Origin of the sequence: Cryobacterium glucosi (genome assembly GCF_004402235.1) — a bacterium.
Classification (GTDB): Bacteria; Actinomycetota; Actinomycetes; order Actinomycetales; family Microbacteriaceae; genus Cryobacterium; species Cryobacterium glucosi.
On record NZ_SOFS01000004.1, the window covers coordinates 1 to 24,341 of the forward strand.

The following is a 24,341-nucleotide window of genomic DNA, read 5'->3' on the forward strand; positions in this document are numbered from 1 at the left end:
CGCCCGCGCCCGGCGCGCCCCCCGTTCCTCCGGCTCCGCCGGCTCCACCCGCGCCCGGCGCCGCGGCCTCTGCCGGCACCGCCGGCCCGGCCGCGTCCGCCGGCTTCGCTCCCCAATCGTCGTGGATCGCGACGCCTTCCGCGACCGAGAATCCGTACCAGGCCGACTACCGGAACCGGAACGGGATCCCGTCGGCGACGCCGGAGACCTACCCTGCGGCATCCGCTTACCCGGGCGCACCGGGCACGCCGGCAACCGCCGCGTACCCGGCGACCGCGGCGAGCGCGACGGCGGCGAACCAGTCCTGGCAGGAGCAGAACCGGGTGCGCTCCGAACAGAACCGCGCCTGGCGCGAGCAGAACCTCGCCTGGCAGGAGCGCCAGCGCCAGCGCCAGGCCGAACACGCCGCCTGGCGGCGCGGCCGCCGGCCGAGCGCCGCCCTCTCGGCGATCACCCTCGGGTTCGCACTGCTCGCCGGGGCGATCGCAGCGTTCGTCTACGCGCACGGGGTCTGGTCGAACTCCGCGTTCGTGCTCGGCCTCGCCGTCGCCCTCGGCGTCGCGGCGATCGGGATGATCGTGTCCGGCATCCGCGGCCGGGAGAGCGGGGCCCTCGGCGGGCTCGCGTTCCTCGCCGCGCTCACCCTCGTCGCCCTCGGCTGGATGCCGCAGGGCACCCAGTTCGCCTTCGCCGGCACCCACAACTGGGCCGTGCCCTCGTCCTCGGCCGGGGCTCCCCCCGGCTACGCGATGTTCGCCGGCACTCCGACCGTCGATCTCAGCGCCCTCGACAACGCCCCAGCGAAGGACGTCCGAACGGTCGACGTCTGGCTCGGATTCGGTGTGACGACGCTCGTGCTGCCGAGCGACCGGCCCGTCGAGGTCGAGGTCAACCTCCTCGCCGGCGTCGTGACGACCGGCGGCGAATCGGGCGACCCCGAGCGCGCCGGCGTCTTCATCCGCGACGTGCGCACCGTCAACGCCACGGATGCCCGGGCCGTCACCCACGTTCGGGTCTGGTCGTTCGCCGGCCAGGTCGACCTCACCCAGTCCGGCGCCCGCGTCGGCACCGCACGCTAGGAGTCCGCCATGACCGATCCCGTCACCCCGTCCACCGGTTCGGGCCGTCCCGGCGGTTCCGCAGAGCCGCCCGCGACCGGCGAATCGCCCGAGTCCGCCGGCTCCCCCAAGACCACCGCATCATCCGATTCCGCCGCACGCGAGACCGCGGTGCTCCCCCTCAACGCGACCATCCCCTTCCCGATCTCGGAGGCCGATACGGAAGTGCTCCCGTTCGACACGACGGACCGTTCCGGAAACGCCGAGACCGAAGTACTCCCGGCCGAGCCGGTCATTCCGGAGTTCACCGCATTCACCGCACCGCGGGAAAGCGCGATGCCTCTGGCACCGAGTGCCGCTGCGAGTGCGAGTGCGACACCTCCGTCCGGCTCGACGCCGCCGCCCGCACCTCCGACGCCGACCGCGCCGACCGCGCCGACCGCGCCCGCTTACGCGGCTCCGGGCGCGACCGCCCCGGAGACGTGGCCGACGGCGCCGGCGCGGCGGAGGCATCCGCTCTTCGGCACGATCTTCTGGGGAACGGTGATGCTCGCCTTCTCTGGCTTCATCATCTACCGCACGATCGTGCCCGGCGAGACCGACCCCGCGCTGTGGCTGCTTGGCGGCGTGATCCTGATGGGGCTCGTGCTCATCGTCGCGGGGATCGCCGCGGCCGCTCGCCGCGCGACCTGACCGGCCCCGAGTTCGGACTCGGATGCCGGTTGAGCGCCCCGCCCCGTCCCGCGCGCCATTTCCGCCGCTACGCTACCGGCATGCCTGGCGCGGAGCGGTGCACCTGGCGCGTGAGAGCGGATGCCGGCAGGCGCGCGGCAGCGAAACCAGGAACTACAGGCCGAGGCCGACGAGCACAGGCTCCGGCTGCAGGATCACGCCGAACTCCGCCTGCACGCGCTGCTGCACGAAGCGGGCGAGCTGGGCGATCTCCTCGCCGCTCGCGCCGCCGGTGTTCGTCAGGGCGAGGGTGTGCTTGCTCGACACCGCGGCGCGGGAGCCGGGCAACCGGAAGCCGCGGGAGATTCCGGCATGCTCGATGAGCCAGGCCGCGCTGAGCTTGACAAGCGGAACAACCTCGACCGCGCCGGGCACGGGGCCGATCCCGTAGTAGTCCTCGAGCGGGATCACCCGGTCGGGAAGCTCGGGGTCGTCCAGCGGCCAGCGCGGCGCGGACTCCGGCAGGGTCCGCGAGAAACTCAGGGAGACGATCGGGTTCGTGAAGAACGAGCCGGCGCTTGCCGCATCCGGGTCGCCCGGGTTGAGCAGCATCCCCTTCGCGGCACGCAGCCGCAGCACGGTCGCGCGCACGTCCGCGAGCGGCACCCGGTCGCCGACATGCACGCCGAGGGCGTCCGCGAGCTGGGGGAAGGCGAGGGGGCGGCTCAGCGCTGCCCCGAGAACGGATGCCTCGGCCGCGGTGTCCCACAGCTCCAGCTCGACAGCCACGACGAGGCCGCGGAGTCCGTGCTTGAGCAGCGACGTGCGGTAGCCGAGCTCGAGTTCTGCGGCGGGGATGCGGCGCCGTTCGCCGCTCTCGTAGTCGAGGAAGTCGATCGCGACGAGGCTGTTGGCGAGTTCCTGGCCGTATGCGCCGATATTCTGCACGGGCGCGGCCCCGGTGGAACCGGGGATGCCGGAGAGGGCTTCGATCCCCGACCAGCCCTGCGCGACGGTGTGGGCGACGAGATCGTCCCAGGGTTCACCGGCCTGGACCCGCAGGATCACGCGGTCGGCGGAGCGCTCGACCGTGATGCCGCGGGTCAGCACTCGTACGACGGTGCCGTCGAATTCGGTGTCCGCCGCGACGGTGTTCGAGCCGCCGCCGAGCAGCAGCCAGTCCTCGCCGGACGCCCAGGCGTCCTGAACGGTCTCGATGAGCTCGTCCTCCGTCTCCGGCGCGAGCAGGAACAGCGGTCGCCCGCCGGTGCGGATCGTGGTGAGGTCGGCGAACGTCGTCGGCGCAGCATCCGCCGGCACCATACCGGCGGTCACGCCGTGCCCGGCGTCCGTTTCGGCCTGCCCGGACGTGGGCGCCGACGCTGGTGCGGGCACCGAACCGAAAGCGGGGTCCGTCATCGGGGGCCTAGGCGAGCGAGACGCGTGCCTGCGCCTTGCCGAGGACGGTCTGGTCGTTCGCGGTGACCGTGAGGTCGATGCGCACGATGCCGGCATCCGCTTCGATGCGGCCGACCTTCGCGACCACGGACACGACGGCGCCGAGCGTGGGATCGACGAGCACCGGGCGGGTGAAGCGCACCTGGTAGTCGACGACGCGGGCGGGGTCGCCGGCCCAGTCGACGACGGGTTGCACGGCGAGGCCCATCGTGAGCATGCCGTGGGCGAGCACACCGGGCAGGCCGACGGAGACGGCGACGTCGTCGCGGTAGTGAATGGCGTTGAAGTCACCGGATGCCCCGGCGTACCGCACGAGGGAATCGCGCGTCAGCGGGAAGAGGCCGGTGGCGACGATCTGGCCGAGGGTGAGCTCATCGAGTGCGGGCGTGGCCGCGGGTTCCTGGGTCATTCGTCTCCCCTGACGACGAGGGTGGATGTCGCGGTGACGACGTGGGCGCCGGTCGCGTCGACGACGCGGGACTCCGCGGTGACCATCGAGTGGCCGCCGAGGCTCTTCACGCTTGCGACGGAGAGGGTGGCGGTCAGTTCGTCACCGGCGACGATCGGGCGGCTGAAGGTGAAGCGCTGCTCGCCGTGCACCACGCGGCTGAAGTCGATGCCGCCGTCGGGCTCGGCGAGGAGCTGGGCGAGGGTGGCCTCCTGGACGACGACCGCGAAGGTCGGCGGGGCGACGACGTCGGCGTAGCCGGCCGCTCGGGCGGCCGCCGGGTCGTGGTTGATCGGGTTGCGCGCGAAGACGGCACGGGAGAACTCCCGCACCTTCTCCCGACCGACGAGATAAGGGGCGACGGGCGGGAAGACCCGGCCCTGCAGTTCGGGGTTGACAGACACACGAGGAGTTTACCGGGCAGACTGGATCCGTGGAATTTGTACGCGTACGCCTGACCGACGCCGAAGTGGTCCCCCTGTTGAGCGATCTCAATCGCGAATACACGCTGCGGTACGGCGGCGGCGATGACGTTCTCGAGGACAAGGCCGCGGATTTCGCGGCACCCGATGGCGGGTTCATCGTGCTGCGCGAGGGCGACGTGACCGTCGCGGGCGGCGGCATCCGTCGGTTCGATGCCGACACCTGCGAGGCGAAACGCCTGTGGACAAGCCCCGCCTACCGCAGGCAGGGGTACGCCGCCGCGGTTCTCGGCGCGCTCGAATCGCTCGGGCTCGAGCTCGGCTACACCCGGCTGCGCCTCGAAACGGGCTACCGGCAGCCGGAGGCTCTCGCCATGTACCGCAGCCTCGGCTACACCGAGATCGGCAACTACGGCGTCTACGAGCACGCGACCGGCTTCGAGCGGATGCTGGGCGCACGCACGATGTGACGCGGCCGTAGTGGCCCCGTGGCCTCCCGGGCAGTACCGTGGGGAGTGCTATGCATAACAAATTAGAGCCACACCCCGACCTTCCCATCGACCTTCCGACGGCCGAGCGCATCCACGCGGCCGTCGAGCACTACGGCGAGACCGCGGTGGTCGACAGTTCCGTGGCCCTGTTGCGCGCCAAGAACGCCGGCAAGGACTTCCTTCTGTACGCCGGCGGCCGCCACGCGCTCGGCATTCTCGAGGGCGCCCCTGCGCTGTACTGGCCCGAGCTCTGGGGCGCGCGTGCGCTGCTCTACGTCTGGGGAGAGTCGGCCGCGCCGTACATCGTCGTCGGGCTGAACAACCAGGCCTGGCGGGTGCGCGAGATGTGCGCCCGCGTCGTGCAGCTGCGCGAGCTGCAGGTCGCCCCGAAGCTCGTGCGTCTCACGACGGACGAGGTGCCGCGCGTGCGCGCCGCCGCCCTGCACGCGCTCGCCGCCCAGGGCACCGAGGAGAACCTCCCCACGATCGTGCAGCGCCTGCGCGACCCCGACAAGGAGGTGCGCCGCGCCGCCCAACAGGCCCGCGACGTGCTGCAGGAACGCTGGCAGCTGTCCCGCGACCCGAGCCAGGGCGAAGAACAGACCCACGGCACGAAGCACAGCCACGGAACGAAGCACAGCCACCCCGAGCGCTGACCCCAGCCGCGGGCGGGTAACATCGCGCTGGTGACGGATGCGGGGCACGCCCGCAGCAACAGGGGGTCGGATGTACCAGCGCTTCATCGCCATGGGCGACAGCTTCACCGAGGGGGTCGGCGACGAACTCCCCGACGGGCGGTTGCGCGGCTGGGCCGACCTCGTCGCGCTCGGGCTCGCCGCAGCATCCGCTGCCCCGGTCTCGTACGCGAACCTCGCCGTGCGCGGCCGGTTGCTCGGCCCGATCGTCGCCGAACAGCTCGAACCCGCGCTCGTCCAGGCGCCCGACCTGCTGTCCATCTGCGGCGGCGGCAACGACATGATGCGCCCGCGCGTGGAGATTTCGCGCGTGGTCGGGCTGATGAGCGAGGTCGTCGAGGCCGGGCTTGCGCACGGCGCGCACATGCTCGTGCTGAGCGGCGGCAACCCCTCGAAGCAGCTCCCCCTCGGTGCACTCATGCAGCGCCGCGGCGACCAGCTCGCCGACGCCGCCCGCGCGGCCTTCACCCGGCCCGGCGTCACGCTCGTCGAGAACTGGGCGGATGCCCGGCTCACCGACACCCGGTACTGGTCGGCGGACAAGCTGCACCTGAACGCGAGCGGGCACACCCTGATCGCGTCCAATGTGCTCACGGCTCTCGGCGTACCGGTTCCTGCGGAGTGGTCGGCGACGGATGCGTCGGGGGCCCCTGCGGCCCCTGCGGCCCAGCGGATGCGCACCGCGGCTTACTACCGCGGCTACGTATTGCCGTGGATCGGGCGGCGCCTGAGCGGGAAGTCCTCCGGCGACGGCCGCGAACCCAAGATCCCGCTCCTCACGGCCGTCGACCCCGCCTGAACGACCCCCGCACGCCCTGAAGTGTCGCATATCGACGTTCCTGAGCCTTGGGAACGTCGAACTGCGACACCTCACGAGGCCCGCCACCCACGCGCTGAAGTGTCGCATATCGAGGTTCCTGAGCCCCGGGAACGTCGATCTGCGACACCTCACGGCCGCTCGGCGGCGCGGCTCAGAGGGCGGGCGGCACGCGGAGCAGGGCTCCCTCCGAGCGGCAGGTCGCGGCCGCGATGCGCATGGCGCTCGCGAGCAGATGTTGCCAGCCTGCGGCATCCGTCGGGACGCCGTCGCTGAGGAAACTCTGCACGCTCGACGCCAGGGTCGCGTCGCCGCCGCCCATGGTGTCGACGACCGCGCCGGGCAAGGACGCGATCGGCTCGCTCACGAGCAGGCCGTCGTCGGTCTTGATCGAGGCCCCTGCGCGGCCAGCGGTCGCGAGCACGTGGTGCGTTCCGCTCGCGACGAGGCGCTCGCGCAACTCCTCGAGGCTGCTGCCGTAGAGGAGCTCCGCGTCCTCGTCGCCGACCTTGGTCAGCAGGCTGCTCGCTGCGGCGCGCTCGAAGTTCTCCACGAAGCGGGCCTTGTCGTGCAGCATCCCTGCCCGCGGATTCGGGTCGATCACGAGGCGGTGCTCGCCGTCGCCGACCGCGGCGAGGAACTCATCCGTCTGCGCGGTGTCGTCGAACGGGAAGCAGCTGACGACGACGAGCGGCGCGGCATCGAGGGCGGCGCGCTCCCGGGGACCGAATTCGATGCGCCGCTTCTGCGCGGCTTCGTTGAAGGCGTATCTCGGCTCACCGTCGGTGCGGTCGGAGGTCGCCCGGGAGCTCCCGAAGGGTCCGGGCGTCGCGATCAGCTCCACGTCGTAGCTGGCGATGAAGTCCCGGAGCACGGCGCCGTCGGCGTCGTCGCCGACCATCGCGATCAGGGTCGTCGGCACGCCGAGGATGGCGAGGCCGACGGCGACGTTGAGCGCCGCCCCACCGGGGAACTCCTGCACTGAATCGGGTTCGCGCATCTCGTCGATGAGCGCGTCGCCGACGACGACGACGCGCGGGCGGGTCGCCCCCGCACCCGCAGTCTCGGTGTCTGGCGCTGTCTGGTTTTCTGTCATTTCGGTCTCATCTCCCCTGATCCGCGAGTGATCAGCTCGGTTGGTACAACATAGGTTCTCCCGGCGGAGCGGTCTCCGTCGAGTCGGGCAAAGATCCGTGCGGCAGCGAGCCGGCCGATCTCGTGCGGGTTCTGCGCGACGACCGTGACGCCCGGTTCGAGCAGGTCGGCAAGAGGCACGTCATCGAAGCCGACGAGCGCAACCGTGTGGTGTGCGCCCCGCTCGCGCAGGCCGCGCACCGCGCCGATGGTGATGAGGTTCTGGCTGCTGAACACGGCGGTCGGCGGATGCTCCGACTCGAGCAACGCGATCAGCGCGCGGTTCGCGGCGTCCTCGTCGTGCAGGCCGGTGATGACCGGGATGTCCGCGGTCGCGACCCCGGCCCGCCCGAGTTCTTCGAGGAACCCGCGGCGGCGTTCCTGCGCCGTCTGGATGTCGGCCCGGTCGCCGAGGAAGGCGATCCGCCTGTGCCCGTACGAGAGCAGATGCCGCGTCGCGGCCGCCGCACCCGCCGCGTTGTCGCTCACGACGACATCCGCTTCGACGCCGGCCGGCTCGCGGTCGACGAAGACGACGGGAGTGCCGCGGCGCAACTCGGGCAGGAGGTAGCTCTGGCTCTTCGACACGGTCGTGAGGATGAGGCCGTCGACGCGACGGCGCAGGAACGCGGACACCGCGACTTCTTCACGGTCGGGGTCGTCGTCGAGGCTCGACGCGAAGACCGCGACGCCGCGGGCGTTGGCCGCGTCCTCGACGGCGCGGTGCATCGCGCCGGAGAACGGGTTGCCGACGCTGCCGACGAGCAGGCCGAGGGTGCTGCTGCGGCCGTCGGCCCTGCGCAGGTTGCCCGCATGCAGGTCGGGGTGGAAGTCCAGGCTCTCGGCCGCGGCACGCACCCGGGCGATGGTGGCGGGCGACACATTCGGTTCACCGTTGATCACCCGGGAGACGGTCTTCACGCCGACCCCGGCGAGCGCTGCAACGTTCTTCATCGTGGGGCGGGCACGCGGGTCGACGACGTCCACCGGGCTCGCCACCCAGTCTTCCGGTCCTGACATCGATGTCACAGTTTGGTCTCCGCCTCACGATTGCACTTGACCTTATTACATTCACCGCTGAAGATGATCACTGACATCGTTGTCAGGGAGCACCCTCCCCCCTAGCAAGAGGAGATTCAAAGATGAATCGCACCACCACACAATCCACCGTCACGCGGATGATTGCCGCCGCTTCGGTCGCCACGCTCGCCACGATCGGCTTCGCCGGTTGTTCCTCGAACGCCTCGAGCAGTTCCACCACGGGGGCCGCCTCCGGCCCGATCGGCGTCTCGCTCATCGTCAAGACCACCACCAACCCCTTTTTCGTCGCAATGGAAGACGGCGCCAAGAAGGCCGCAGACGCGGCCGGCGTCACCCTCACTCTCGCTGCCGGCAAGGCAGACGGCGACGAGGCGAGCCAGATCACCGCCGTCGAGAACGCCATCTCCAAGGGCGACAAGGGCATCCTGATCACCCCGACCGGCCCCAGCGTCGAGGACGCGCTCGTCAAGGCCCGCGCCGCCGGCCTCTTCGTGATCGCACTGGACACGCCGCCGACGAACAAGGATTCCGTCGATATCACCTTCGCGACGGACAACTACCTCGCCGGCCAGGACATCGGCAAGTGGACCGCTGCAAAGCTCGCCGGCCAGAAGGCCACCATCGCGATGCTCGACCTCTTCGGCGACAAGATCGTCTCGGTCGACGTCAACCGCGACCAGGGCTTCCTGGACGGTATGGGCATCAACACGGCCGACAAGGCCAAGAACGGTGACGAAGCCAAGACCGGAACGTACAGCGGCGGCGACTACGAGATCGTCGGCAACGAGCCCACGAACGGCGCGGAGGACGGCGGGCGCACCGCGGCCGAGACGCTCCTGAGCAAGAACCCGAACATCAACGTCGTCTACACGATCAACGAACCCGCAGCTTACGGCGCCTACCAGGCGTTCAAGGCGGCGGGCAAGACCGACATGATCGTCGTCTCGATCGACGGCGGCTGCGCGGGCGTCAAGCAGGTCAAGGACGGCATCATCGGTGCGACCGCCCAGCAGTACCCGGTCAAGATGGCCGAACTCGGCGTGCAGGCGATCGTCGACCTGATCAACAAGGGTGCGAAGCCGACCACGAGCCCCGGCCTCGACTTCTACAACACCGGTGTCGCGCTCGTGACCGACGCCCCGCAGACCGGGGTCGACTCGATCGACACGACGAAGGCATCCGGCATCTGCTGGGGCTAGCCAGAGCCGCTACCGCTCCCGTGGGGTGCCGAGAATCGATTCCGGCATCCCACGGGGCTTCCCTGTAGGCGTTTAGGAAACCGGAGCCCATCGTGACCCAGCCCACCCAAACCGCGAACCCGGCAACGGGCCCGCATGACCTGGCCGAGGAATTCCTCGACCGCACCACTCCCCTCAGCCGGCTGCGCGGCCTCATGCACCGCTACCCGGCGATCAGCCCGGCCGTCGTGCTCGTCATCGCGATCATCGTGTTCGGGATGCTCAACGAGCGGTTCCTCAACCCGGCCAACCTCTCGCTGATCACACAGCAGGTCGCCGTCGTCGGCACCCTCGCCATCGCCCAGACCCTGATCATCCTCACCGCGGGCATCGACCTTTCCGTCGGCGCTGTGATGGTGCTCAGCTCGATGGTGATCGCCCAGTTCACGGTGCAGAACGGCGTCTCGCCGGTCGTGGGCCTGCTCGCGGGGCTCCTCGTCGCACTCGCGGCCGGCGCCTTGAACGGCTTCCTCGTGACGCGGCTGCGGCTTCCCCCGTTCATCGTCACCCTCGGCACCCTCAACGTCTTCGTGGCGCTCACGCTGCTGTACTCGAACGGCGCGACGGTCCGCGGCGGCGACATGCCCGACCTCCTCACCTGGACGGGGACCACGTTCTCCATTGGCGGGGTCAACTTCACGATGGGCGTGCTGATGATGCTCGTCCTCTACGTCGTGATCGCCTTCATCCTCTCCCAGACCGCATGGGGCAGGCACGTCTACGCCGTCGGCGACGACAAGGAGGCTGCCCGCCTGGCCGGCATCAGCGTCAGCCGGGTACTCATGAGCGTCTACCTCGCCGCCGGGGCGATTCTCGCGATCGGCGCCTGGATCCAGATCGGCCGCAGTAACGCGGCCTCGCCGAACGCGGGCACCGACCTCAACCTCGACTCGATCACCGCCGTCGTCATCGGCGGCACGAGCCTCTTCGGCGGCCGCGGAACGATCTGGGGCACCCTGCTCGGCGCCCTCATCGTCGGCGTCTTCCGCAACGGGCTCTCCCTCGCCGGACTCGATGTGCTCTGGCAGACCTTCGCGGTCGGCGTGCTCATCGTCCTTGCTGTCTCCGTCGACCAGTGGATTCGAAAGGTACGCAAATGACCCTCCTCGATGGCAGCACATCGTCGGCCGCAGGACCGTCCGTGGTCCGAGAGCCGATCCTCACGGCAACGAAGCTCGTCAAGACCTACGGCCGCGTCGTCGGCCTCGACGGGGTCAGCCTCGAGCTCTACCCCGGCGAGGTCCTCGCGATCATCGGCGACAACGGTGCGGGCAAGTCCACCCTGATCAAGTGCCTGACCGGCGCCGAAGTCGCCGATGAGGGCGAGATCACCCTCGACGGGAAGCCCGTGCAGTTCAAGCGGCCCCAGGACGCGCACGCCGCCGGCATCGAGACGGTCTACCAGACCCTCGCCGTATCCCCGGCCCTCGACGTGGCCTCGAACCTCTTCCTCGGCCGTGAACTGCGGCGTGCGGGCCTGCTCGGTTCGGTGTTCCGCATGGTCGACAAGAAGGGCATGCGGAAGCGTGCGCGGCAGGAGCTGGCCGACCTCGGCATCAGCACCCTGCAGGACGTCACCGTCGCGGTCGAGAACCTCTCCGGCGGTCAGCGCCAGGCGGTCGCCGTCGCGCGCGCGGCGGCATTCGGTTCCAAGGTCGTCGTCCTCGACGAACCGACGGCGGCCCTCGGCGTCCGCGAGTCGAACCAGGTGCTCCAGCTGGTCAAGAACCTCCGCGACCGGGGCATCCCGGTCATCCTGATCAGCCACAACATGCCGCACGTGTTCGAGGTCGCCGACCGTATCCACATCCAGCGCCTCGGCAAGTGCGCCGCGACGATCACGCCGCAGTCGCACTCGATGACGGATGCCGTCGCGATCATGACCGGGGCCAGGAAGGCATGACCATCACACCGCCCACGCATCCCGGCGAGCCCGTCGCCCTGTACGCCGAATTCACCGCCCGCCCCGGCCGCGGGGACGAGGTGGCCGCGCTCCTCGCCGGCCTGACCGTCGACGTTCGCCGGGAGCCGGGCAACGTGACCTTCGACCCGCACCGCCGCGTTTCGGACCCGCTCGAGTTCTTCGTGTACGAGGTGTACCGCGACGCCGAAGCGTTCCAGGCGCACATCACGGCGGCCTACGGGGCCGTGTTCAACGCAGCCCTCGGCGACCTGATCGAGGGCGAGGGATCGGAGCTGACCTGGCTGACTCCTCTCACCGTCTGATTTCTGCGAGGGCCGATCGTTGGGCATCCTAGAAGCGGATGCCCGACGACCGGGCGTCCCGAAAGGTAACCATGCGCCTCATCCTGATCCGGCACGGCCAGACGGTGTCCAACGTCGGTGGTCTCCTCGATACCGCGCACCCCGGCGCCGACCTCACGCCGCTCGGTCGTGAGCAGGCCGGGAATCTCGTGGCCGCCCTCGAATCGGTGACGATCGACGCCCTCTACGTCTCCACCCTCGTACGCACCCAGCAGACCGCGGCACCGCTCGCGGCGGCGCGGGGACTCGAGGCCCGCGTCCGCGAGGACATCCGCGAGGTCGCAGCCGGCCACCTCGAGGGACGCCACGACCGGGCCGCCGTTGACGCCTATTGCACGACGTTCCTGGCCTGGGCGAACGGCGACCTCGACACCGTGATGCCCGGAGGAGAGTCCGGCAGGGACACCTTCGCCCGGTTCGACCGGGTCGTGACGGAGGCCGACGATCTCGGGCACGAGACCGTCGCCTTCGTCAGCCACGGAGCGATCCTGCGCGCCTGGACGGGGTACTCCTGCAGCAACCTCCACGCCGGCTACGTGTCGGACAATCCGCTCAGCAATACCGGCACGATCGTCGTCACCGGTTCGCCGCTCACGGGGTGGACCGCGGAAAGCTGGATCGGCAGCGTCCTCCCCGAGGTCCTGACGAGTGCCCCCGCCTCGTCCGGACCCGCCGGACTGCCGGCGGACCGTGGATTCTGAGCGCGCCCACCGGTTCTCTTTTCGGCGTACCTAGGCTAATCTGATGCAACTGTACGACACCGGATCGCTCGGACTCGGCCTCGCCGCATCCCGAAGAATGGACAACACGATGAGCATTGGCGCCGGAATCTTCCTCCTTGTCGTGGGAGCGATCCTTGCATTCGCCGTCGATCTCCAGGTCGCGGGAATCGACCTGAAGACGATCGGTTACATCCTGATGCTCGCCGGACTTGTCGGAGTCATCCTCGGCATCGTGCTGATCACGCGGCGGCGACAGTCCGTTTCAACGACTCGGTCCGCCGTCGATCCTGCCAGCGGTGAACAGATCACCCGGCAGACGACCGAGCGCGACCCGCTGATCTGAATTTCCCAGGTTCGGGATATCCCGGCGAACCGAAACCTCGACACTGACAGGGTCAGATGACCGCGAAACCCACAGGGCTTCTTGGCCACCGTTACCAGCTCAAGGAGCTGATCGGACGCGGCGGCATGGCGTCCGTCTACCGGGCCGCCGACAACAGGCTCGGCCGGGATGTCGCGATCAAGGTATTCACGACCGTCGCCATCGAACAGGACGACATCCAGCGCCAGCAGGCCGAGATCAACGTGCTTGCAAGCCTCAGTCACCATAGCCTCGTGACGCTCTTCGACGTCGGTGTGCACCGGGCCACGCCCGACCGACGCCAGATCTTCCTGGTGATGGAGCTCATCGACGGCGTCGACCTCCGGGAGCGACTCCTCGAAGGTCCGCTGTCGGTGCGGAACATCTCCCAGGTCGGCTATGACCTGGCCGAGGGCCTCGAGTACATCCACGGGCGAGGCATCGTGCATCGGGACATCAAGCCGGCGAACATCCTCCTCGCCCAGTACAGCAGCCGGTTCCGGGCGCGCGCCAAGCTCACCGACTTCGGCATCGCGCTGTCCCCGGCGAGTGAGCGCCTGACCAACGGCGGCATGACGTCGGGAACGGCGGCGTACCTCAGCCCGGAGCAGGCCAGAGGCGAGGAAGTGGGACCGCCGAGTGACATCTACGCTCTCGGACTGGTGCTCCTCGAGTGTTTCACCCGGGAACTCGCCTTTCCCGGCCAGCCGGTTCCGGCGGCCGTCGCCCGACTCCTGCGCGATCCGGTGATCCCGGCGTCGATATCGCCGGCCTGGCGCGACCTGCTGTCCACCATGCTCGCCAGGGACCCCGCCGACCGGCCGGACATCGGCGAGGTGGTGCTCGCGCTCCGCCAGGCCGTGATCACGGAGACGGGCAGGCACCGGGGCGAGGAAACCAGTCCCCTCGTGACGGACGAAGCAGGGCGGATGGCTGCGGTCGCGCGCCTGCAGATCCTCGACACGCCTCCGGACGGAACCTTCGACCGGATCACGGCACTCGCCGCCAGGATCTTCTCGGTGCCGATCTCCATCATGAGCATCGTCGACCAGGACCGGATCTGGTTCAAGTCCCATGCCGGGCTCGACCTCGAACAGATCTCCCGAGACCCTGGCCTGTGCGCCTCGGCGATCATGCAGGACAGGCCCTGGGTGATCGAGGATGCGCGCACGGATGTCCGCGCCCTCGCGAATCCCCTGGTCTCCGGTGGTTTCGGCCTGCAGTTCTACGCGGGCGTTCCGCTGCGCACCCGGGACGGATTCAACCTCGGCACGCTGTGCGTGCTCGACTTCGAGCCGAGAACCGTGACGGATGCCGAGATCGAGACCCTGGGCGACCTCGCCGCCCTGGTCATGAACGAACTGGAACTGCGGCTCGAGTACGGCAGGGACCTCACCCGGCCCGCACCGGCATCCGCCGGGGCACCGTAAGGATCGCGAGTCCCGTCACAAGCAGCAGGATGCCGCAGATGGTCGCGGGAGTGAAGTCCTCGTGCAGCAGAAAGATTCCGAGTGCGGTCGCCGTCACGGGTTCGACAAGCGTGAGTGTCGATACCTGCGAGGCCGGGAGGCCCCGCAATCCGCGGGCGAACAGGGTGTATGCGAGGGCCGTCGTCACGACCGCGAGCCACGCGGCCGTCGCCAGCCCGGCCGGTTGGGCGAGCCAGGCCGGATTGCTTGCGAGAAGCACGGGCAGCATCAGCACGGCGGCCGCACCGAAGGTGGCGCCCATGGCTGTGGTGGGCGACCAGCCGCGATCGAGGAGCAGCTTGGTGCTCAGCGTGTACACGGCGTAGGACGCGGCCGCACCGAGTGAGCCCGCGATCCCGAGCGCCGTCACGGGACCGCCTCCCCCGCTGTAGAGCCCGGAGAGCGCTGCCACCCCCGTCGCCGCAACGAACGTCGCACACGCCCAGCGGATGCCCGGGGGCCTGCGGAACCAGCCCCACTCGAGCAGTCCCGTCAGCACGGGAGCGGATCCGAGCGCGACGAGGGTGCCGACCGCGACCCCGTTCTGCGCGGTCCCGGTGAAGAAAGCCGGCTGGTACGCGGCAACGCCCGCAGCCCCGAGGAGCACGAGCGCCCCGCTCGAGCCGCGCAGCCGGCCGCGGACGCGCCCCGGCTCGCGGTCGCTGTCGCCGTCGCGGTCGGCCCCGGCCCCGGCCGACCGCCTCCGGCGCTCAGCGGGCGCCACCGCGAACGCGAGGATCGTCAGGAGCGCGCCGCCGAACACGATGCGCGCCGCGCCGAGAGACGTCGCACTCGCCTGGGCACCGCCGAGGGCGCCGAGGGCCTGAGCGGTGCCCGTCGTCCCGAAGCACACGGCCGCAAGCACGATCAGCCACCTCGAAGCCCGCACGGTCATACGTCATTGTTCCATGCGCCCTGCCGCTGCCTGCCACCGTGAGATGGACGGTTGAGATGCACCGTTCCGGTCGAGTGTTCCCGTTCTGCCGGTGGCTCTCGACCGGAAAAGGTACATCTCGGAGGGCACACTCAGGTCGTGGGCAGCCGCATCCGGTCGAGGTCGGCGAGGAGGGCCCTGACCCGCGCCTCGATCTCGTCGCGAATCGCCCGGACGCCCTCCATCGGGAGTCCGACGGGGTCGGCGAGGTCCCAGTCGAGGTACGTGCGGCCGGGATAGACCGGGCACGCGTCGCCGCAGCCCATCGTGATCACGTAGTCCGCCGCCCGGACGACCTCGTCCGTCAACGGCTTGGGGTACTCGCCCGCGAGGGGAACGCCGATCTCGTCGAGCGCGGCGACGACCATCGGATTGACCCGGCCGGCCGGAGCCGACCCTGCCGTCAGGACCCGCACGCGATCCCCCGCGAGCGACCGCAGAATGGCCGAGGCGAGCTGGGATCGTCCTGCGTTCTGAACGCAGACGAACAGCACGTCCGGAACGTCCGGAACGTCCGGAGAGCCTGGAGAACCCGGAATGCCCGACGTGCCCGACGCGCCCGACGCGTCGGACGCGTCCGTCGCGAAGAGACCGTTCGTCGCATTCCGGCCATCCACCGCGGCCAGCGACTGCAGTCGGTCGCCGGCGAAGCGCGCCGTGAACGAGGGAAGATAGCGGGTGATCTTCGCCTGCCGGGCGAGGAGTTCGTAGCTCTCCCGCACGTATCGGCCGACGGTTTCGTGCGAGAACGTGCCCCGGAACCGGGTCGCGAGGTCGTCCGTGATGCGCGCCAGCACGGGCGCGGCCACGACGGCCGCGATCGGGTCGGTGTCGCTCCTGGTCGTCTCGAGAACGTCGCCGACCCGCTCGGGCACGACCGAATACCAGACCTGACGCCCGACCTGATCCCGGGCGAGCAGGCCTTCCTCGGTCATGATGCGCATGTGATGGCTGACGGTCGGCTGGCTCAGTCCGAGTGCCGTGGCGAGTTCGCCGACGAGTGCGCGGCCGTCCGGCCGGCCGACGATCATGCCGAGCAACTGCACCCGGGTCGGGTCGGCCATCGCGCGCAGGCCCCGGGCGATGTCCTCGGCGGCCGCGCGGTCGAGCGGCCGCAGCGCGTCCGGATCGGGGCCGGCAAGGTCTGTTCGCATAGACGCGAGTCTATGCGACCGGGCAGCGGATGCCCCTGGCGACCCGGCGTGCCACCTGGCCGGCGTCCCGCGCGCCTACTGGGACGGGTCGAGGGTGAACAGCTCCGGGTTGGTCTGCCGCACTGCGGCAATGTCGTTGAAGACACGGCGCAGGTGCTCCCGCATGGCGCTCGCGGCCGCATCCCCATCGCCCGCCGCGAGCGAGTCGGTGATGACCTGATGCTGGTCGATCAACACGCTCATCCCGGTGAAGGACAACGACAGGTGCCGGGCCCTGTCGAGGTGCGCCTTGGCCTGGGCGACGGTCCGCCAGGCGGAGCCGTGGCCGCTGATGCCCATCAGGGTCGCGTGGAACTCCTCGTCGAGGGTGAAGAAGCCGGACTGGGTCTTGCGGCTGTCCGCGATCCGCTGAGCGTCGATGATCGCGTTCAGTTCGGCGATGTCGTCGGGCGTCGCGCGGGCGACCGACTCGTTCAGGGCAGCGAGCTCGAGGGATTCCCGCACGAACTGGGCCGTCTCGATCTCGGAGAGCAGGATCGGCGCGACGAGCGTTCCGACCTGAGGGACCACGAAGACGAGCTGCTCCTCGGCGAGGAGGATGAGGCTCTCGCGGATCGGGGTGCGGGACAGCCCGAGCTGGCCGGCGAGCTCGTTCTCGGACAGCCGGGTGCCGGGGGCCAGGTCGAGCGTGATGATCTTCTGGCGGATGATCTCGAGGGCGTGCGTGCGGGCGTTGCGCCGTGTGGTGGCGGGCCTGGCCCGAAACGCTCCCGAATCCATCGTCATCTTTCTAGTATGAGGCGCTGGTGTTCTTGCATGGTACGGCGCAGTCAGGTGGGCCCGGAAGTCCGGGCCCACCAACCGGGCGGCTCAGGCCCTGGAGGCCTTGTCGATGGCTTCCCACAGCCCGTTGAGGTACGCGATTCCGAGCGCACGGTCGTACAGGCCATAGCCCGGGCGCCCGGTCTCGCCCCAGATCATCCGGCCGTGGTCCGGACGGATGTACCCGTCGAAGCCGACGTCGTGGAAGGCCTTCATGATCTCGTAGATGTCGAGCGAACCCATCTCCGAAAGGTGCGCGGCCTCCTCGAAGTTGTCGTTGCCGAGGTGCTTGATGTTGCGCACGTGGGCGAACGGCACCCGGTCGCGACCGGCGAAATAGCGGATGAGCGCGGGAACGTCGTTTTCCGGATTCTCACCGAGGCTGCCGGTGCAGAGGGTCAGCGCGTTGTGTGGGCTGTCGACCATTTCGACGATGGCCTTGAGGTCGTCGAAGTTCTTCACGATCCTGGGGAGGCCGAAGATCGGCCGGGGCGGGTCGTCCGGGTGGATGGCCATCTTGATGTCGTACTTCTCGCAGGTCGGGATGATCGCCTCGAGGAAGTACCGCAGGTTGTCGGAGAGCTTCTTCTCGTCGACATCCGCGTACTGGGCGAACAGGGCCTTGAGGCCCTTCATGCGCTCGGGCTCCCAGCCCGGCATGACGTATCCGTTCGAGTCGCCCTCGACCGATGCAGCCATGCCCTCGGGGTCCATGGTGTCGACGATGGACTGGTCATAGGCCATCGTCGTCGAACCGTCGGGAAGCGTCCTGGCCAGCTCGGTGCGCACCCAGTCGAAGACCGGCATGAAGTTGTAGCAGATGACCTTGATACCGAACTCGGAGAGGTTCCTGATGGTCTCCTTGTAGTTCTCGATGTACGCGTCGCGGCTCGGGAGCCCGATCTTGATGTCGTCGTGGATGTTGACGCTCTCGATCACCTCGAGGCTCATCCCGGCTTCCTCGATCTGTGCTTTCAGCTGGGCGATCTTGGCTTTGGGCCAGACCTCGCCGACCGGGACGTCGTAGAGGGCGCCGACGACACCTTCGACGCCCGGAATCTGCCGGACCTGCCCGAGCGTGATCTTGTCGTCGTCGGGTCCGAACCACCGGAATGTCATTTGCATGATGCTGTCTCCTCTGTGTTGCTTGTGGTGCTGTTGCTTGTGGTGCTCGCGTACTTGTGCAGCGTGCTGCGAACCGCCCCGGGGCCCGCGACGAGTTCTTCGACGTACCCCTCGATCCGCGCACCGAGTCCGGTGTCGTACAGGTTCAGCCCGAAGATGTCCCGGTTGGAGAGGATCGGATGCAGCCGCCGGCCGACGCTTGCCGGGTCCCCGAGCCTGATGTCACTCACGTACCGGCGCAGGTGCTCGTTCATCGGGTCCGGGCTCAGCTCGAACGGCTCTCCCCCGTCGTCGAGTGCGAGCAGGTAGCGGCACCAGCCGGCGATGGCGAGCGGAATGAACGTCAGATCGTCGGCGGCGCCAGTGTTCCGGTAGAGCTTGATCGTCTCGCCGAAGCGGATGCCGACCTTCTGCGAGGTGTCGGAGGCGATCCTCTGCGGGGTGTCCGGGATGCGCTTGTTCGGCAGCCGTTCCCCCACGACCTGGTCGAGGAAGCTCTTCGGGTCGATGATGCCGGGGTTCGTCACGACGGGGAGCCCCTCGCGGTAGCCGATCCCCGTGATCAGGGCCGAAATGTCGGCGTCTGCGGTCTCGTCGGCGATCGACGTGAAGCCCAGCAGGCATCCGTAGATCGCCATGGCCGTGTGCAGCGGGTTGAGGCAGGTGCACACCTTCATGCGTTCGACCTTGTTGACGGTGTCGCGGTCGGTGAAGTACACGCCGGCCTTCTCGAGCGGCGGACGGCCGTTCGGGAAGGTGTCCTCGACGACGAGGTAGTTGACTTCCTCGGTGTTCACGAAGGGCGCCGTCGTCGTGTGCTTCTGCGTGACGAGGATCTCGGTGTCGCCGAATCCCGCTGCCTGCAGCTCGCCGGCGACGGAGGCCGACGGGCCCGGCGTGATCCGGTCGATCATGCTCCAGGGGAATGCGACCTTCGCCGGGTCGGTGAGGTAGCCGAGGTACCCGTCGTCGACGAAGCCCCTGTCCTTCCAGGCCCGGGCGACCACGAGGATCGCGTCGCGGAGCTTCTCGCCGTTGTGCGAGAAGTTGTCGGTGCTGACCATCGCGATCGGGGTCGCGCCGGCCCGGTAGCGCTCGAGGAGAAGCGAGGCGAGGTGCGCCATGGTGTGCCGCGCGTGGTCCGGGCCCGCCTCGATGTCCCCCAGCACGAGCCCGGAAAGTTCGCCGTCCGGGCCCTTCAGGTTGTAGCCCTTCTCGGTGATCGTGACCGTGGCGAGCTGCAGGCTCGGGTTCGCGAAGATCGCCCTGACCCGCGCGGTGCCGGCCGGGTTCGACTCCGCGAGGTACTGGCTCTCGGTGATGCTCGCGATCAGTTCCTTTTCGATGTCCCCGTTCGCCTTCATCACGACGGTCAACGAGAGGTTGTCGCGACCCTGGTAGATCGTCTCGATCAGTTCGTCGTCGTAGGTGTCGACGACGACGATTCCGGTCTCGCTCTCACCGGCGTTGAGCAGTCGCTGCTGCAGCGAGGCGTGCAGGCAGCGGAACAGGTTCCCGCCGCCGAAGTGGATCCAGGCCGGGTTCGCCGTGGTGGCTCGCGTGACCGCGGCGCGGTCGAAGTGCGGCACGGTGATACCGGCCGATTCGAACGCGGCGAGGTTCTGCATGGTTTCGGTCGTGAGCATCAGCATCAGTTCTTGGCTCCCGCCGTTGTCAGTTCGACCTGGATCTGCTCGAGCGTCTTGCCCTTATTCTCCGGGACGAGCTTGTACGTGCCGGCGTGTGCTTTGGGTTGTGCTGGTGCGTGTGCGACGGTCATTGTCGCCACCTTCCTGGGGATGGAGCTCGTCCCGAGACGGATGGTCCCTGGTTGCTTTGACTACTACCATACTAGTGTTCCACAGGAATGGCTAGGACAGTGCCGCGGGCGTGCCGGACGCACCGAGCGCGGGTGCTCCGCCGCAACGCGGGTGGCGCACCACCAGCGGAACGGCGCAACACCCGCGCTCGGTGCGCGAAGGTCGCCGCCTACAGGCCGGAGGCGACTTCGAAGGCGTCCCAGATCCCGTACATGATGTTCGACACCCTGCGGGCATCGCCGAGGAGGTGGATCTCCTTGCCGGAATCGAGAATGCTCCGGTACAGCGTGTTGTTCGAGGCGTAGCCGACCGAGAGGATCACCGATTCGCTCGCGATCTCCCGCTCGATGCCGCCGACGACCACGACGACGCCCTGCGGTGTCGCACGCAGCACCGTGGCCGACGTCACCGTCGCGATGCCCTTGAACGGAATGAGTTCGTGCAGCATCATGTGGTTCGCCTCGCACAGCGGCCCGGACACGTCGAGGATGTCCTCGGCCTGCTCGACGATCGTGACGTTCACCCCGTGGTCGGCGAGGTGCAGGGCGAGCTCGCACCCGACGAGGCCGCCTCCGACGATCACGGTTGTCGCGCCCGGGTCCGAGACGCCCTCGAGCACGTCGGCGGCCGAGAACACCGGCACGCCGCCCGGCAGTGCGAAGAGCCGTGGCACCGAACCGGTGGCGACGATGATCTCGTCCGCGGCGGATGCCTCGATCATCGTCTCGTCGACCGGCGCATTCAAGTGCACCTCGACTCCGAGCTCGGCGAGCGTGGCCTCGTACCAGCGGATCAGCGCGAGGTCGTCCTCCTTGAAATCGGGGACACCTCCCGGAATCAGGTTTCCGCCGAGGGCAGCGGAGGCCTCATAGATGACGGGCACGTGCCCGCGCAACGCGAGCACCCTGGCCGCCTCGCAGCCGGCGACCCCGCCGCCGACGATCATCACGTTCTTGGCCCGGAGCGCCGGGTGCAGGCGCCATTCGGCTTCGCGTCCGCACTGGGGGTTGACCGCGCAGTTGATGGCGGCGAACGCTTCGATCCGGCCCATGCACCCCTCCTGGCAGGAGAGGCATGGGCGGATCAGGTTCTGGTGCCCGCTGTGCAGCTTGTTGACGTAGTCGGCGTCGGCCAGAAGTGGGCGGCCGAGCGAGACGAGGTCCGTCGCGCCGTCCTCGACCGCGGCGAGCGCGATGTCCGGGTCGTCCATCCGGCCGGCGCAGATGACCGTGATGCCGACCGCGTCGCTGACCGCCTTGGCGAAGGGCACGTAGAGACCCTTCTTCTGATACATCGGCGGATGGTTCCAGAACCAGGAGTCGTAGGTGCCCACGTCGATGTCGAGGGCGTCGTAGCCGTACTCCTCGAAGAGGCGCGCGGCCTCGAGACCTTCCGGGAGGTCGCGGCCCTTCTCGATGAAGTCCTCCCCGGGAAGGCCGCCCTCTCGCCAGTCCTTCACGAACGACTTGGGGCTGAATCGCAGCGTGACCGGGTAGTCGGCGCCGCAGCGTTCCTTGATTTCGTCGACGATCTCGCGGGCGAAGCGCAACCGGTTGTCGAGGCTTCCGCCGTACGCATCCGTGCGCTGGTTATAGAAGGAGGTCGCGAACTGGTCGAGGAGGTACCCCTCGTGCACGGCATGGATCTGCACGCCGTCGAACCCGGCGCGCTGGGCGAGCACCGCGGAATCGCCCATGCTCCGCACCGTCGCGTGGATCTCCTCGACCGTCATCTCGCGGCAGATGGCCTCTGACCAGCGATGCTTGATCGGCGACGGCGCGACCGGCTGCGCGCCGCCCTGGAGGAAGGCGGTCATGATGACCCGACCGAAGCCGGCGCCGAGTTGCAGCATGATTTTGGCATCGTAGGCGTGCACCCGCTCGACGAGTTCACGGCTGGTGCGGAGGAACGCACCGGGATTCCGCATCGGCATCGGCACGCTGCCGTTCGGAAACTTCTCCGCCGGGTTGGTGACGGGCGTGATTCCCGTGATGATGAGCCCGACGCCGCCGCGGGCTCGCGCGACGTAGTACTCGATGCCGCGCGAATTCCAGCCGCCCTCCGCATCGGAGAAACCGAGGGGCCCCATCGGCGCCATCGCGAATCGGTTCTTGAGCTCCATCGACCCGAGGTTCGTCGGTTCGAACAGGCGGCGATATCGAACGGATGCGCGGGGCGGCGCCGGAGAGGCGGGCGCAGCGGATGCTGGTGGTGCAGTCTTAATCGTTGGGACAGTCAGGATTGACGTAGCGGTATCCTCCTTGGTTGAGTGGATCCGCCAACATCGTTGTCAAGGGTGCAGCTTCTTCGGCGAAGCCGCGACGGTCCCTCCCTCCTCACGGTACGCTCAGCGCGGCGAGGGGGACCGCAGAAACGGCCGAATCGGAATCTGTCAGGCTCAGTGCTCGTGCCGGTGGTGCATGTCCGGGTAGTGCTCGTGCGTGTGGGTGATGGCTTGGTGCGTGTGTTCGTGCTTGTGCCAGGTTCCCGGCGAGACCGGCTCGGCATGGTCGTGCTGGTGATGCTCATCGTGAGTGTGCCAGTGGTCGTGCGTGATCGGTTCGTGCGTGTGCTCGTGCTCGTGGCGCTCGGTGAGGTGAAGCCAGATCCCGACAGCCATCAGGAAGCCGGCGATGACGAGAGGCCACGTCACGGCGTCACCGAGAATGATGGCCAGCACCGCGCCGAAGAATGGCGCGATCGAGAAGTACGCCCCGGCCCGCGCCGTACCCACATGGCGCATTGCGACGATGAAGAGAACCAGGCTGATGCCGTAGGCGAAGAACCCCACGACGAGGGCCGCAGCGATGTTTCCAGCTGCCGGGAGGTGCGCACCGAGGAGGAAGGCGAGCGCCAGGTTGACCGGGCCGGCGACGGAACCCTTGACGGCGGCGAGCCACGTCGCATCCGTCAGTGCGATCTTTCGGGTGAGGTTGTTGTCGAGGCCCCAGCAGAGGCACGCGCCGAGGATGGCGAGGGACGGCCAGGCGCTTCCGAAGTTCGCCCCGCCGGGAGCGCTCAGGATGACGGCCCCGGCAACGATCGCGAGCATTCCGAGGGCGATGCGCCGGTCGAAATTCTCTTTGAAGACGAACCAGGCCAGGAGTGCGGTGAAGACACCTTCGGCGTTCAGCAGCAGCGATGCGCCCGAGGCCGGCATGTTCGAGAGGCCGAGCATCAGGAGCACAGGGCCGAAGATCCCGCCGAACAGGATCGCACCCGACAGCGGCACCCACTCGGCGCGGCTGAGCCGCACCCGGGGCGACCGGCGAACGACCCGGATCAGGCCGAGGCCGATCCCGGAGCCGCAGTACAGCAGGCCGGCCAGCATCCACGGACTGACCTCGCCGAGGAGGATCTTGGCGAGCGGTGTCCCGGCACCGAACAGCACCGCGGACACCAGCGCCGCCTGGACTCCCCGGTTGGCGAGGGCACCCGCCCTCGAGCCGTTCTCCGGTGATGAAGTATTCATCCGCACAGTCTCTCAGACGCATGGGCGACCACACTCGCGACGTCGGCGAGACTACCGGTTTCCGAGACGGCCACTCCTCAACAAAGGGGTTCTGACCGGGTTATCCACAGGTGATTTGTGGGGTGGCGGATGCCGGTGGAATGTCGGTGATGGTCCGTAGAGTGACCGGTATGACAGCTGAAGAACCCTCAACTATTCGTTCGGAAAGCACGGCGGAACCCCCGCCCGGGACCCCTCCCGACTCGTACCTGAACCCCCGGCATCTGAGCCTTGTGGAGCCGCCCCTCGCCGATTTCTATGACGCGATCCGGGACGCGGACCGGGAAATCAATCAGGCCACCGCTCGCCGGGCGGCCGCGGTCTACACCGCCCAACGGGTGCTCGCCGATGTCGGCCGGGCCCGGGCGGAGGCCGCTGAACGCGCCGGTGGGCCGCGCCCGCCGTGGTCTCCGGAGGAAGCCACGAAAGAGGAGTTCACGTGCGAGGTCGGGGCGCTGCTCCGGCTCCCGCGGCGGACGGCGGAGACCCTGATCGAAGCCAGCCGGACACTCGCCGAAGACCTCCCCGTGACCCGGGAGGCCCTCGCGACCGGGGCGATCAGTTACCGGCACGCCCAGGTGATCATGGAGCAGGCCTGGGGCATCCGAGTCGATGATGACCCGGAAGCGGCCGCCCGGGCCCGGGCCGTGTTCGAGGAGGTCCTCGTGCCCGACGCGGAAGTGC

The 24,341-nt window shown here is 68.9% G+C and carries 24 protein-coding genes and 2 pseudogenes; 13 read left to right on the plus strand and 13 right to left on the minus strand.

Translation table 11 applies throughout. The annotated features are described in order from the left end of the window. Positions 1–1,079: pseudogene (locus tag E3O46_RS18135) on the plus strand (DUF2157 domain-containing protein); the annotation flags it as partial. Between the two features lie 9 nt (positions 1,080–1,088). Further along, positions 1,089–1,751, plus strand: coding sequence for a hypothetical protein (locus E3O46_RS00265; protein WP_134446666.1), 663 nt, complete (start codon positions 1,089–1,091; stop codon positions 1,749–1,751). Positions 1,752–1,904: 153 nt separating this feature from the next. Here the strand turns inward: E3O46_RS00265 and E3O46_RS00270 are convergent, their stop codons facing one another. From E3O46_RS00270 to E3O46_RS00280, 3 genes are all read right to left on the minus strand, one after another. Further along, positions 1,905–3,053: a UDP-N-acetylmuramate dehydrogenase gene (locus E3O46_RS00270; RefSeq protein ID WP_134446891.1), complete on the minus strand. Its 1,149-nt coding sequence runs from the start codon at positions 3,051–3,053 to the stop codon at positions 1,905–1,907. Positions 3,054–3,156: 103 nt separating this feature from the next. After that, entirely contained in the window at positions 3,157–3,597 is a 441-nt protein-coding gene (locus E3O46_RS00275) for a MaoC family dehydratase (RefSeq protein WP_134446664.1), read from the minus strand. Further along, positions 3,594–4,040: an FAS1-like dehydratase domain-containing protein gene (locus E3O46_RS00280; protein ID WP_134446663.1), complete on the minus strand. Its 447-nt coding sequence runs from the start codon at positions 4,038–4,040 to the stop codon at positions 3,594–3,596. The genes E3O46_RS00275 and E3O46_RS00280 overlap by 4 nt, the downstream gene beginning before the upstream one ends. A 29-nt stretch (positions 4,041–4,069) precedes the next feature. Here E3O46_RS00280 and E3O46_RS00285 point away from each other — a divergent pair, with 29 nt between their 5' ends. Genes E3O46_RS00285 through E3O46_RS00295 form a run of 3 tightly spaced genes read left to right on the plus strand, consistent with a single transcriptional unit; the run spans position 4,070 to position 6,043 of the window. Beyond that, the gene (locus tag E3O46_RS00285) at positions 4,070–4,528 is read left to right on the plus strand and encodes a GNAT family N-acetyltransferase (protein WP_134446662.1); all 459 of its coding nucleotides are present in this window, start codon (positions 4,070–4,072) and stop codon (positions 4,526–4,528) included. A gap of 50 nt (positions 4,529–4,578) precedes the next feature. Further along, a complete protein-coding gene (locus tag E3O46_RS00290) occupies positions 4,579–5,205 on the plus strand; it encodes a HEAT repeat domain-containing protein (protein WP_134446661.1) in 627 nt (208 codons plus the stop codon). A 37-nt stretch (positions 5,206–5,242) separates the two neighbouring features. Then, positions 5,243–6,043, plus strand: coding sequence for an SGNH/GDSL hydrolase family protein (locus E3O46_RS00295; RefSeq protein WP_241987302.1), 801 nt, complete (start codon positions 5,243–5,245; stop codon positions 6,041–6,043). Positions 6,044–6,215: 172 nt separating this feature from the next. Here the strand turns inward: E3O46_RS00295 and E3O46_RS00300 are convergent, their stop codons facing one another. Next, positions 6,216–7,157 (minus strand): carbohydrate kinase family protein, encoded by a 942-nt coding sequence (locus E3O46_RS00300; RefSeq protein ID WP_134446660.1) that lies wholly within the window; start codon positions 7,155–7,157, stop codon positions 6,216–6,218. Continuing rightward, complete coding sequence (locus tag E3O46_RS00305) at positions 7,154–8,149, minus strand: LacI family DNA-binding transcriptional regulator (protein WP_134446887.1); 996 nt, start codon at positions 8,147–8,149, stop codon at positions 7,154–7,156. Before E3O46_RS00305 ends, E3O46_RS00300 begins: the two co-directional genes overlap by 4 nt. 188 nt (positions 8,150–8,337) lie before the next feature. Here E3O46_RS00305 and E3O46_RS00310 point away from each other — a divergent pair, with 188 nt between their 5' ends. The 7 genes from E3O46_RS00310 (at position 8,338) to E3O46_RS00340 (ending at position 14,252) form a co-directional block, all read left to right on the plus strand. Continuing rightward, positions 8,338–9,435, plus strand: coding sequence for a substrate-binding domain-containing protein (locus tag E3O46_RS00310; protein ID WP_134446659.1), 1,098 nt, complete (start codon positions 8,338–8,340; stop codon positions 9,433–9,435). 92 nt (positions 9,436–9,527) lie between these two features. Next, complete coding sequence (locus tag E3O46_RS00315; protein WP_241975475.1) at positions 9,528–10,574, plus strand: ABC transporter permease; 1,047 nt, start codon at positions 9,528–9,530, stop codon at positions 10,572–10,574. After that, positions 10,571–11,377, plus strand: coding sequence for an ATP-binding cassette domain-containing protein (locus E3O46_RS00320; RefSeq protein ID WP_134446658.1), 807 nt, complete (start codon positions 10,571–10,573; stop codon positions 11,375–11,377). The genes E3O46_RS00315 and E3O46_RS00320 overlap by 4 nt, the downstream gene beginning before the upstream one ends. Beyond that, positions 11,374–11,700 carry a putative quinol monooxygenase gene (locus E3O46_RS00325; RefSeq protein WP_134560887.1) on the plus strand — a complete coding sequence of 109 codons (327 nt, stop codon included), beginning with the start codon at positions 11,374–11,376 and terminating at the stop codon, positions 11,698–11,700. The genes E3O46_RS00320 and E3O46_RS00325 overlap by 4 nt, the downstream gene beginning before the upstream one ends. A gap of 71 nt (positions 11,701–11,771) precedes the next feature. Further along, complete coding sequence (locus E3O46_RS00330; protein ID WP_134446656.1) at positions 11,772–12,440, plus strand: histidine phosphatase family protein; 669 nt, start codon at positions 11,772–11,774, stop codon at positions 12,438–12,440. 43 nt (positions 12,441–12,483) lie between these two features. After that, complete coding sequence (locus E3O46_RS00335) at positions 12,484–12,804, plus strand: DUF6458 family protein (RefSeq protein WP_416172960.1); 321 nt, start codon at positions 12,484–12,486, stop codon at positions 12,802–12,804. A 56-nt stretch (positions 12,805–12,860) separates the two neighbouring features. Beyond that, positions 12,861–14,252, plus strand: a complete 1,392-nt coding sequence (locus E3O46_RS00340) for a protein kinase domain-containing protein (protein ID WP_134446655.1) — start codon at positions 12,861–12,863, stop codon at positions 14,250–14,252. On the opposite strand, the gene E3O46_RS00345 is transcribed toward E3O46_RS00340, so the two are convergent. From E3O46_RS00345 to E3O46_RS00375, 8 genes are all read right to left on the minus strand, one after another. Next, positions 14,215–15,186, minus strand: coding sequence for a DMT family transporter (locus E3O46_RS00345; RefSeq protein WP_134560888.1), 972 nt, complete (start codon positions 15,184–15,186; stop codon positions 14,215–14,217). The two genes, E3O46_RS00340 and E3O46_RS00345, sit on opposite strands and share 38 nt — an antisense overlap. A 131-nt stretch (positions 15,187–15,317) precedes the next feature. Continuing rightward, on the minus strand, positions 15,318–16,379 hold the full coding sequence (locus tag E3O46_RS00350; RefSeq protein WP_134560889.1) for a metalloregulator ArsR/SmtB family transcription factor: 1,062 nt from the start codon (positions 16,377–16,379) through the stop codon (positions 15,318–15,320). A 75-nt stretch (positions 16,380–16,454) separates the two neighbouring features. Further along, positions 16,455–17,165 carry a GntR family transcriptional regulator gene (locus tag E3O46_RS00355; RefSeq protein WP_241975479.1) on the minus strand — a complete coding sequence of 237 codons (711 nt, stop codon included), beginning with the start codon at positions 17,163–17,165 and terminating at the stop codon, positions 16,455–16,457. A gap of 84 nt (positions 17,166–17,249) precedes the next feature. Continuing rightward, positions 17,250–18,326: a mannonate dehydratase gene (gene uxuA / locus E3O46_RS00360; protein ID WP_134446652.1), complete on the minus strand. Its 1,077-nt coding sequence runs from the start codon at positions 18,324–18,326 to the stop codon at positions 17,250–17,252. Further along, positions 18,317–19,972: a mannitol dehydrogenase family protein gene (locus E3O46_RS00365; protein WP_241975478.1), complete on the minus strand. Its 1,656-nt coding sequence runs from the start codon at positions 19,970–19,972 to the stop codon at positions 18,317–18,319. The genes uxuA and E3O46_RS00365 overlap by 10 nt, the downstream gene beginning before the upstream one ends. Positions 19,973–19,977: 5 nt before the next feature. Continuing rightward, a complete protein-coding gene (locus E3O46_RS18820) occupies positions 19,978–20,106 on the minus strand; it encodes a hypothetical protein (protein ID WP_255454104.1) in 129 nt (42 codons plus the stop codon). A gap of 209 nt (positions 20,107–20,315) precedes the next feature. After that, positions 20,316–22,421: an oxidoreductase gene (locus E3O46_RS00370; RefSeq protein WP_338145010.1), complete on the minus strand. Its 2,106-nt coding sequence runs from the start codon at positions 22,419–22,421 to the stop codon at positions 20,316–20,318. A 123-nt stretch (positions 22,422–22,544) separates the two neighbouring features. After that, positions 22,545–23,618 (minus strand): DMT family transporter, encoded by a 1,074-nt coding sequence (locus tag E3O46_RS00375; protein ID WP_134446649.1) that lies wholly within the window; start codon positions 23,616–23,618, stop codon positions 22,545–22,547. Positions 23,619–23,788: 170 nt separating this feature from the next. Between E3O46_RS00375 and E3O46_RS00380 the strand changes: the two are divergent. After that, a pseudogene (locus E3O46_RS00380) lies at positions 23,789–24,341 on the plus strand (DUF222 domain-containing protein); the annotation flags it as partial.

Coding starts and splice junctions, on each gene's coding strand:
- E3O46_RS00265 (WP_134446666.1), top strand. CDS start 1,089: ATGACCGATCCCGTCACCCCGTCCACCGGTTCGGGCCGTCCCGGCGGT.
- E3O46_RS00270 (WP_134446891.1), bottom strand. CDS start 3,053: ATGGTGCCGGCGGATGCTGCGCCGACGACGTTCGCCGACCTCACCACG.
- E3O46_RS00275 (WP_134446664.1), bottom strand. CDS start 3,597: ATGACCCAGGAACCCGCGGCCACGCCCGCACTCGATGAGCTCACCCTC.
- E3O46_RS00290 (WP_134446661.1), top strand. CDS start 4,579: ATGCATAACAAATTAGAGCCACACCCCGACCTTCCCATCGACCTTCCG.
- E3O46_RS00295 (WP_241987302.1), top strand. CDS start 5,243: ATGCGGGGCACGCCCGCAGCAACAGGGGGTCGGATGTACCAGCGCTTC.
- E3O46_RS00300 (WP_134446660.1), bottom strand. CDS start 7,157: ATGACAGAAAACCAGACAGCGCCAGACACCGAGACTGCGGGTGCGGGG.
- E3O46_RS00305 (WP_134446887.1), bottom strand. CDS start 8,149: ATGAAGAACGTTGCAGCGCTCGCCGGGGTCGGCGTGAAGACCGTCTCC.
- E3O46_RS00310 (WP_134446659.1), top strand. CDS start 8,338: ATGAATCGCACCACCACACAATCCACCGTCACGCGGATGATTGCCGCC.
- E3O46_RS00320 (WP_134446658.1), top strand. CDS start 10,571: ATGACCCTCCTCGATGGCAGCACATCGTCGGCCGCAGGACCGTCCGTG.
- E3O46_RS00325 (WP_134560887.1), top strand. CDS start 11,374: ATGACCATCACACCGCCCACGCATCCCGGCGAGCCCGTCGCCCTGTAC.
- E3O46_RS00330 (WP_134446656.1), top strand. CDS start 11,772: ATGCGCCTCATCCTGATCCGGCACGGCCAGACGGTGTCCAACGTCGGT.
- E3O46_RS00335 (WP_416172960.1), top strand. CDS start 12,484: ATGCAACTGTACGACACCGGATCGCTCGGACTCGGCCTCGCCGCATCC.
- E3O46_RS00340 (WP_134446655.1), top strand. CDS start 12,861: ATGACCGCGAAACCCACAGGGCTTCTTGGCCACCGTTACCAGCTCAAG.
- E3O46_RS00345 (WP_134560888.1), bottom strand. CDS start 15,186: ATGACCGTGCGGGCTTCGAGGTGGCTGATCGTGCTTGCGGCCGTGTGC.
- E3O46_RS00350 (WP_134560889.1), bottom strand. CDS start 16,379: ATGCGAACAGACCTTGCCGGCCCCGATCCGGACGCGCTGCGGCCGCTC.
- E3O46_RS00355 (WP_241975479.1), bottom strand. CDS start 17,165: ATGACGATGGATTCGGGAGCGTTTCGGGCCAGGCCCGCCACCACACGG.
- uxuA (WP_134446652.1), bottom strand. CDS start 18,326: ATGCAAATGACATTCCGGTGGTTCGGACCCGACGACGACAAGATCACG.
- E3O46_RS00365 (WP_241975478.1), bottom strand. CDS start 19,972: ATGCTCACGACCGAAACCATGCAGAACCTCGCCGCGTTCGAATCGGCC.
- E3O46_RS18820 (WP_255454104.1), bottom strand. CDS start 20,106: ATGACCGTCGCACACGCACCAGCACAACCCAAAGCACACGCCGGCACG.
- E3O46_RS00375 (WP_134446649.1), bottom strand. CDS start 23,618: ATGAATACTTCATCACCGGAGAACGGCTCGAGGGCGGGTGCCCTCGCC.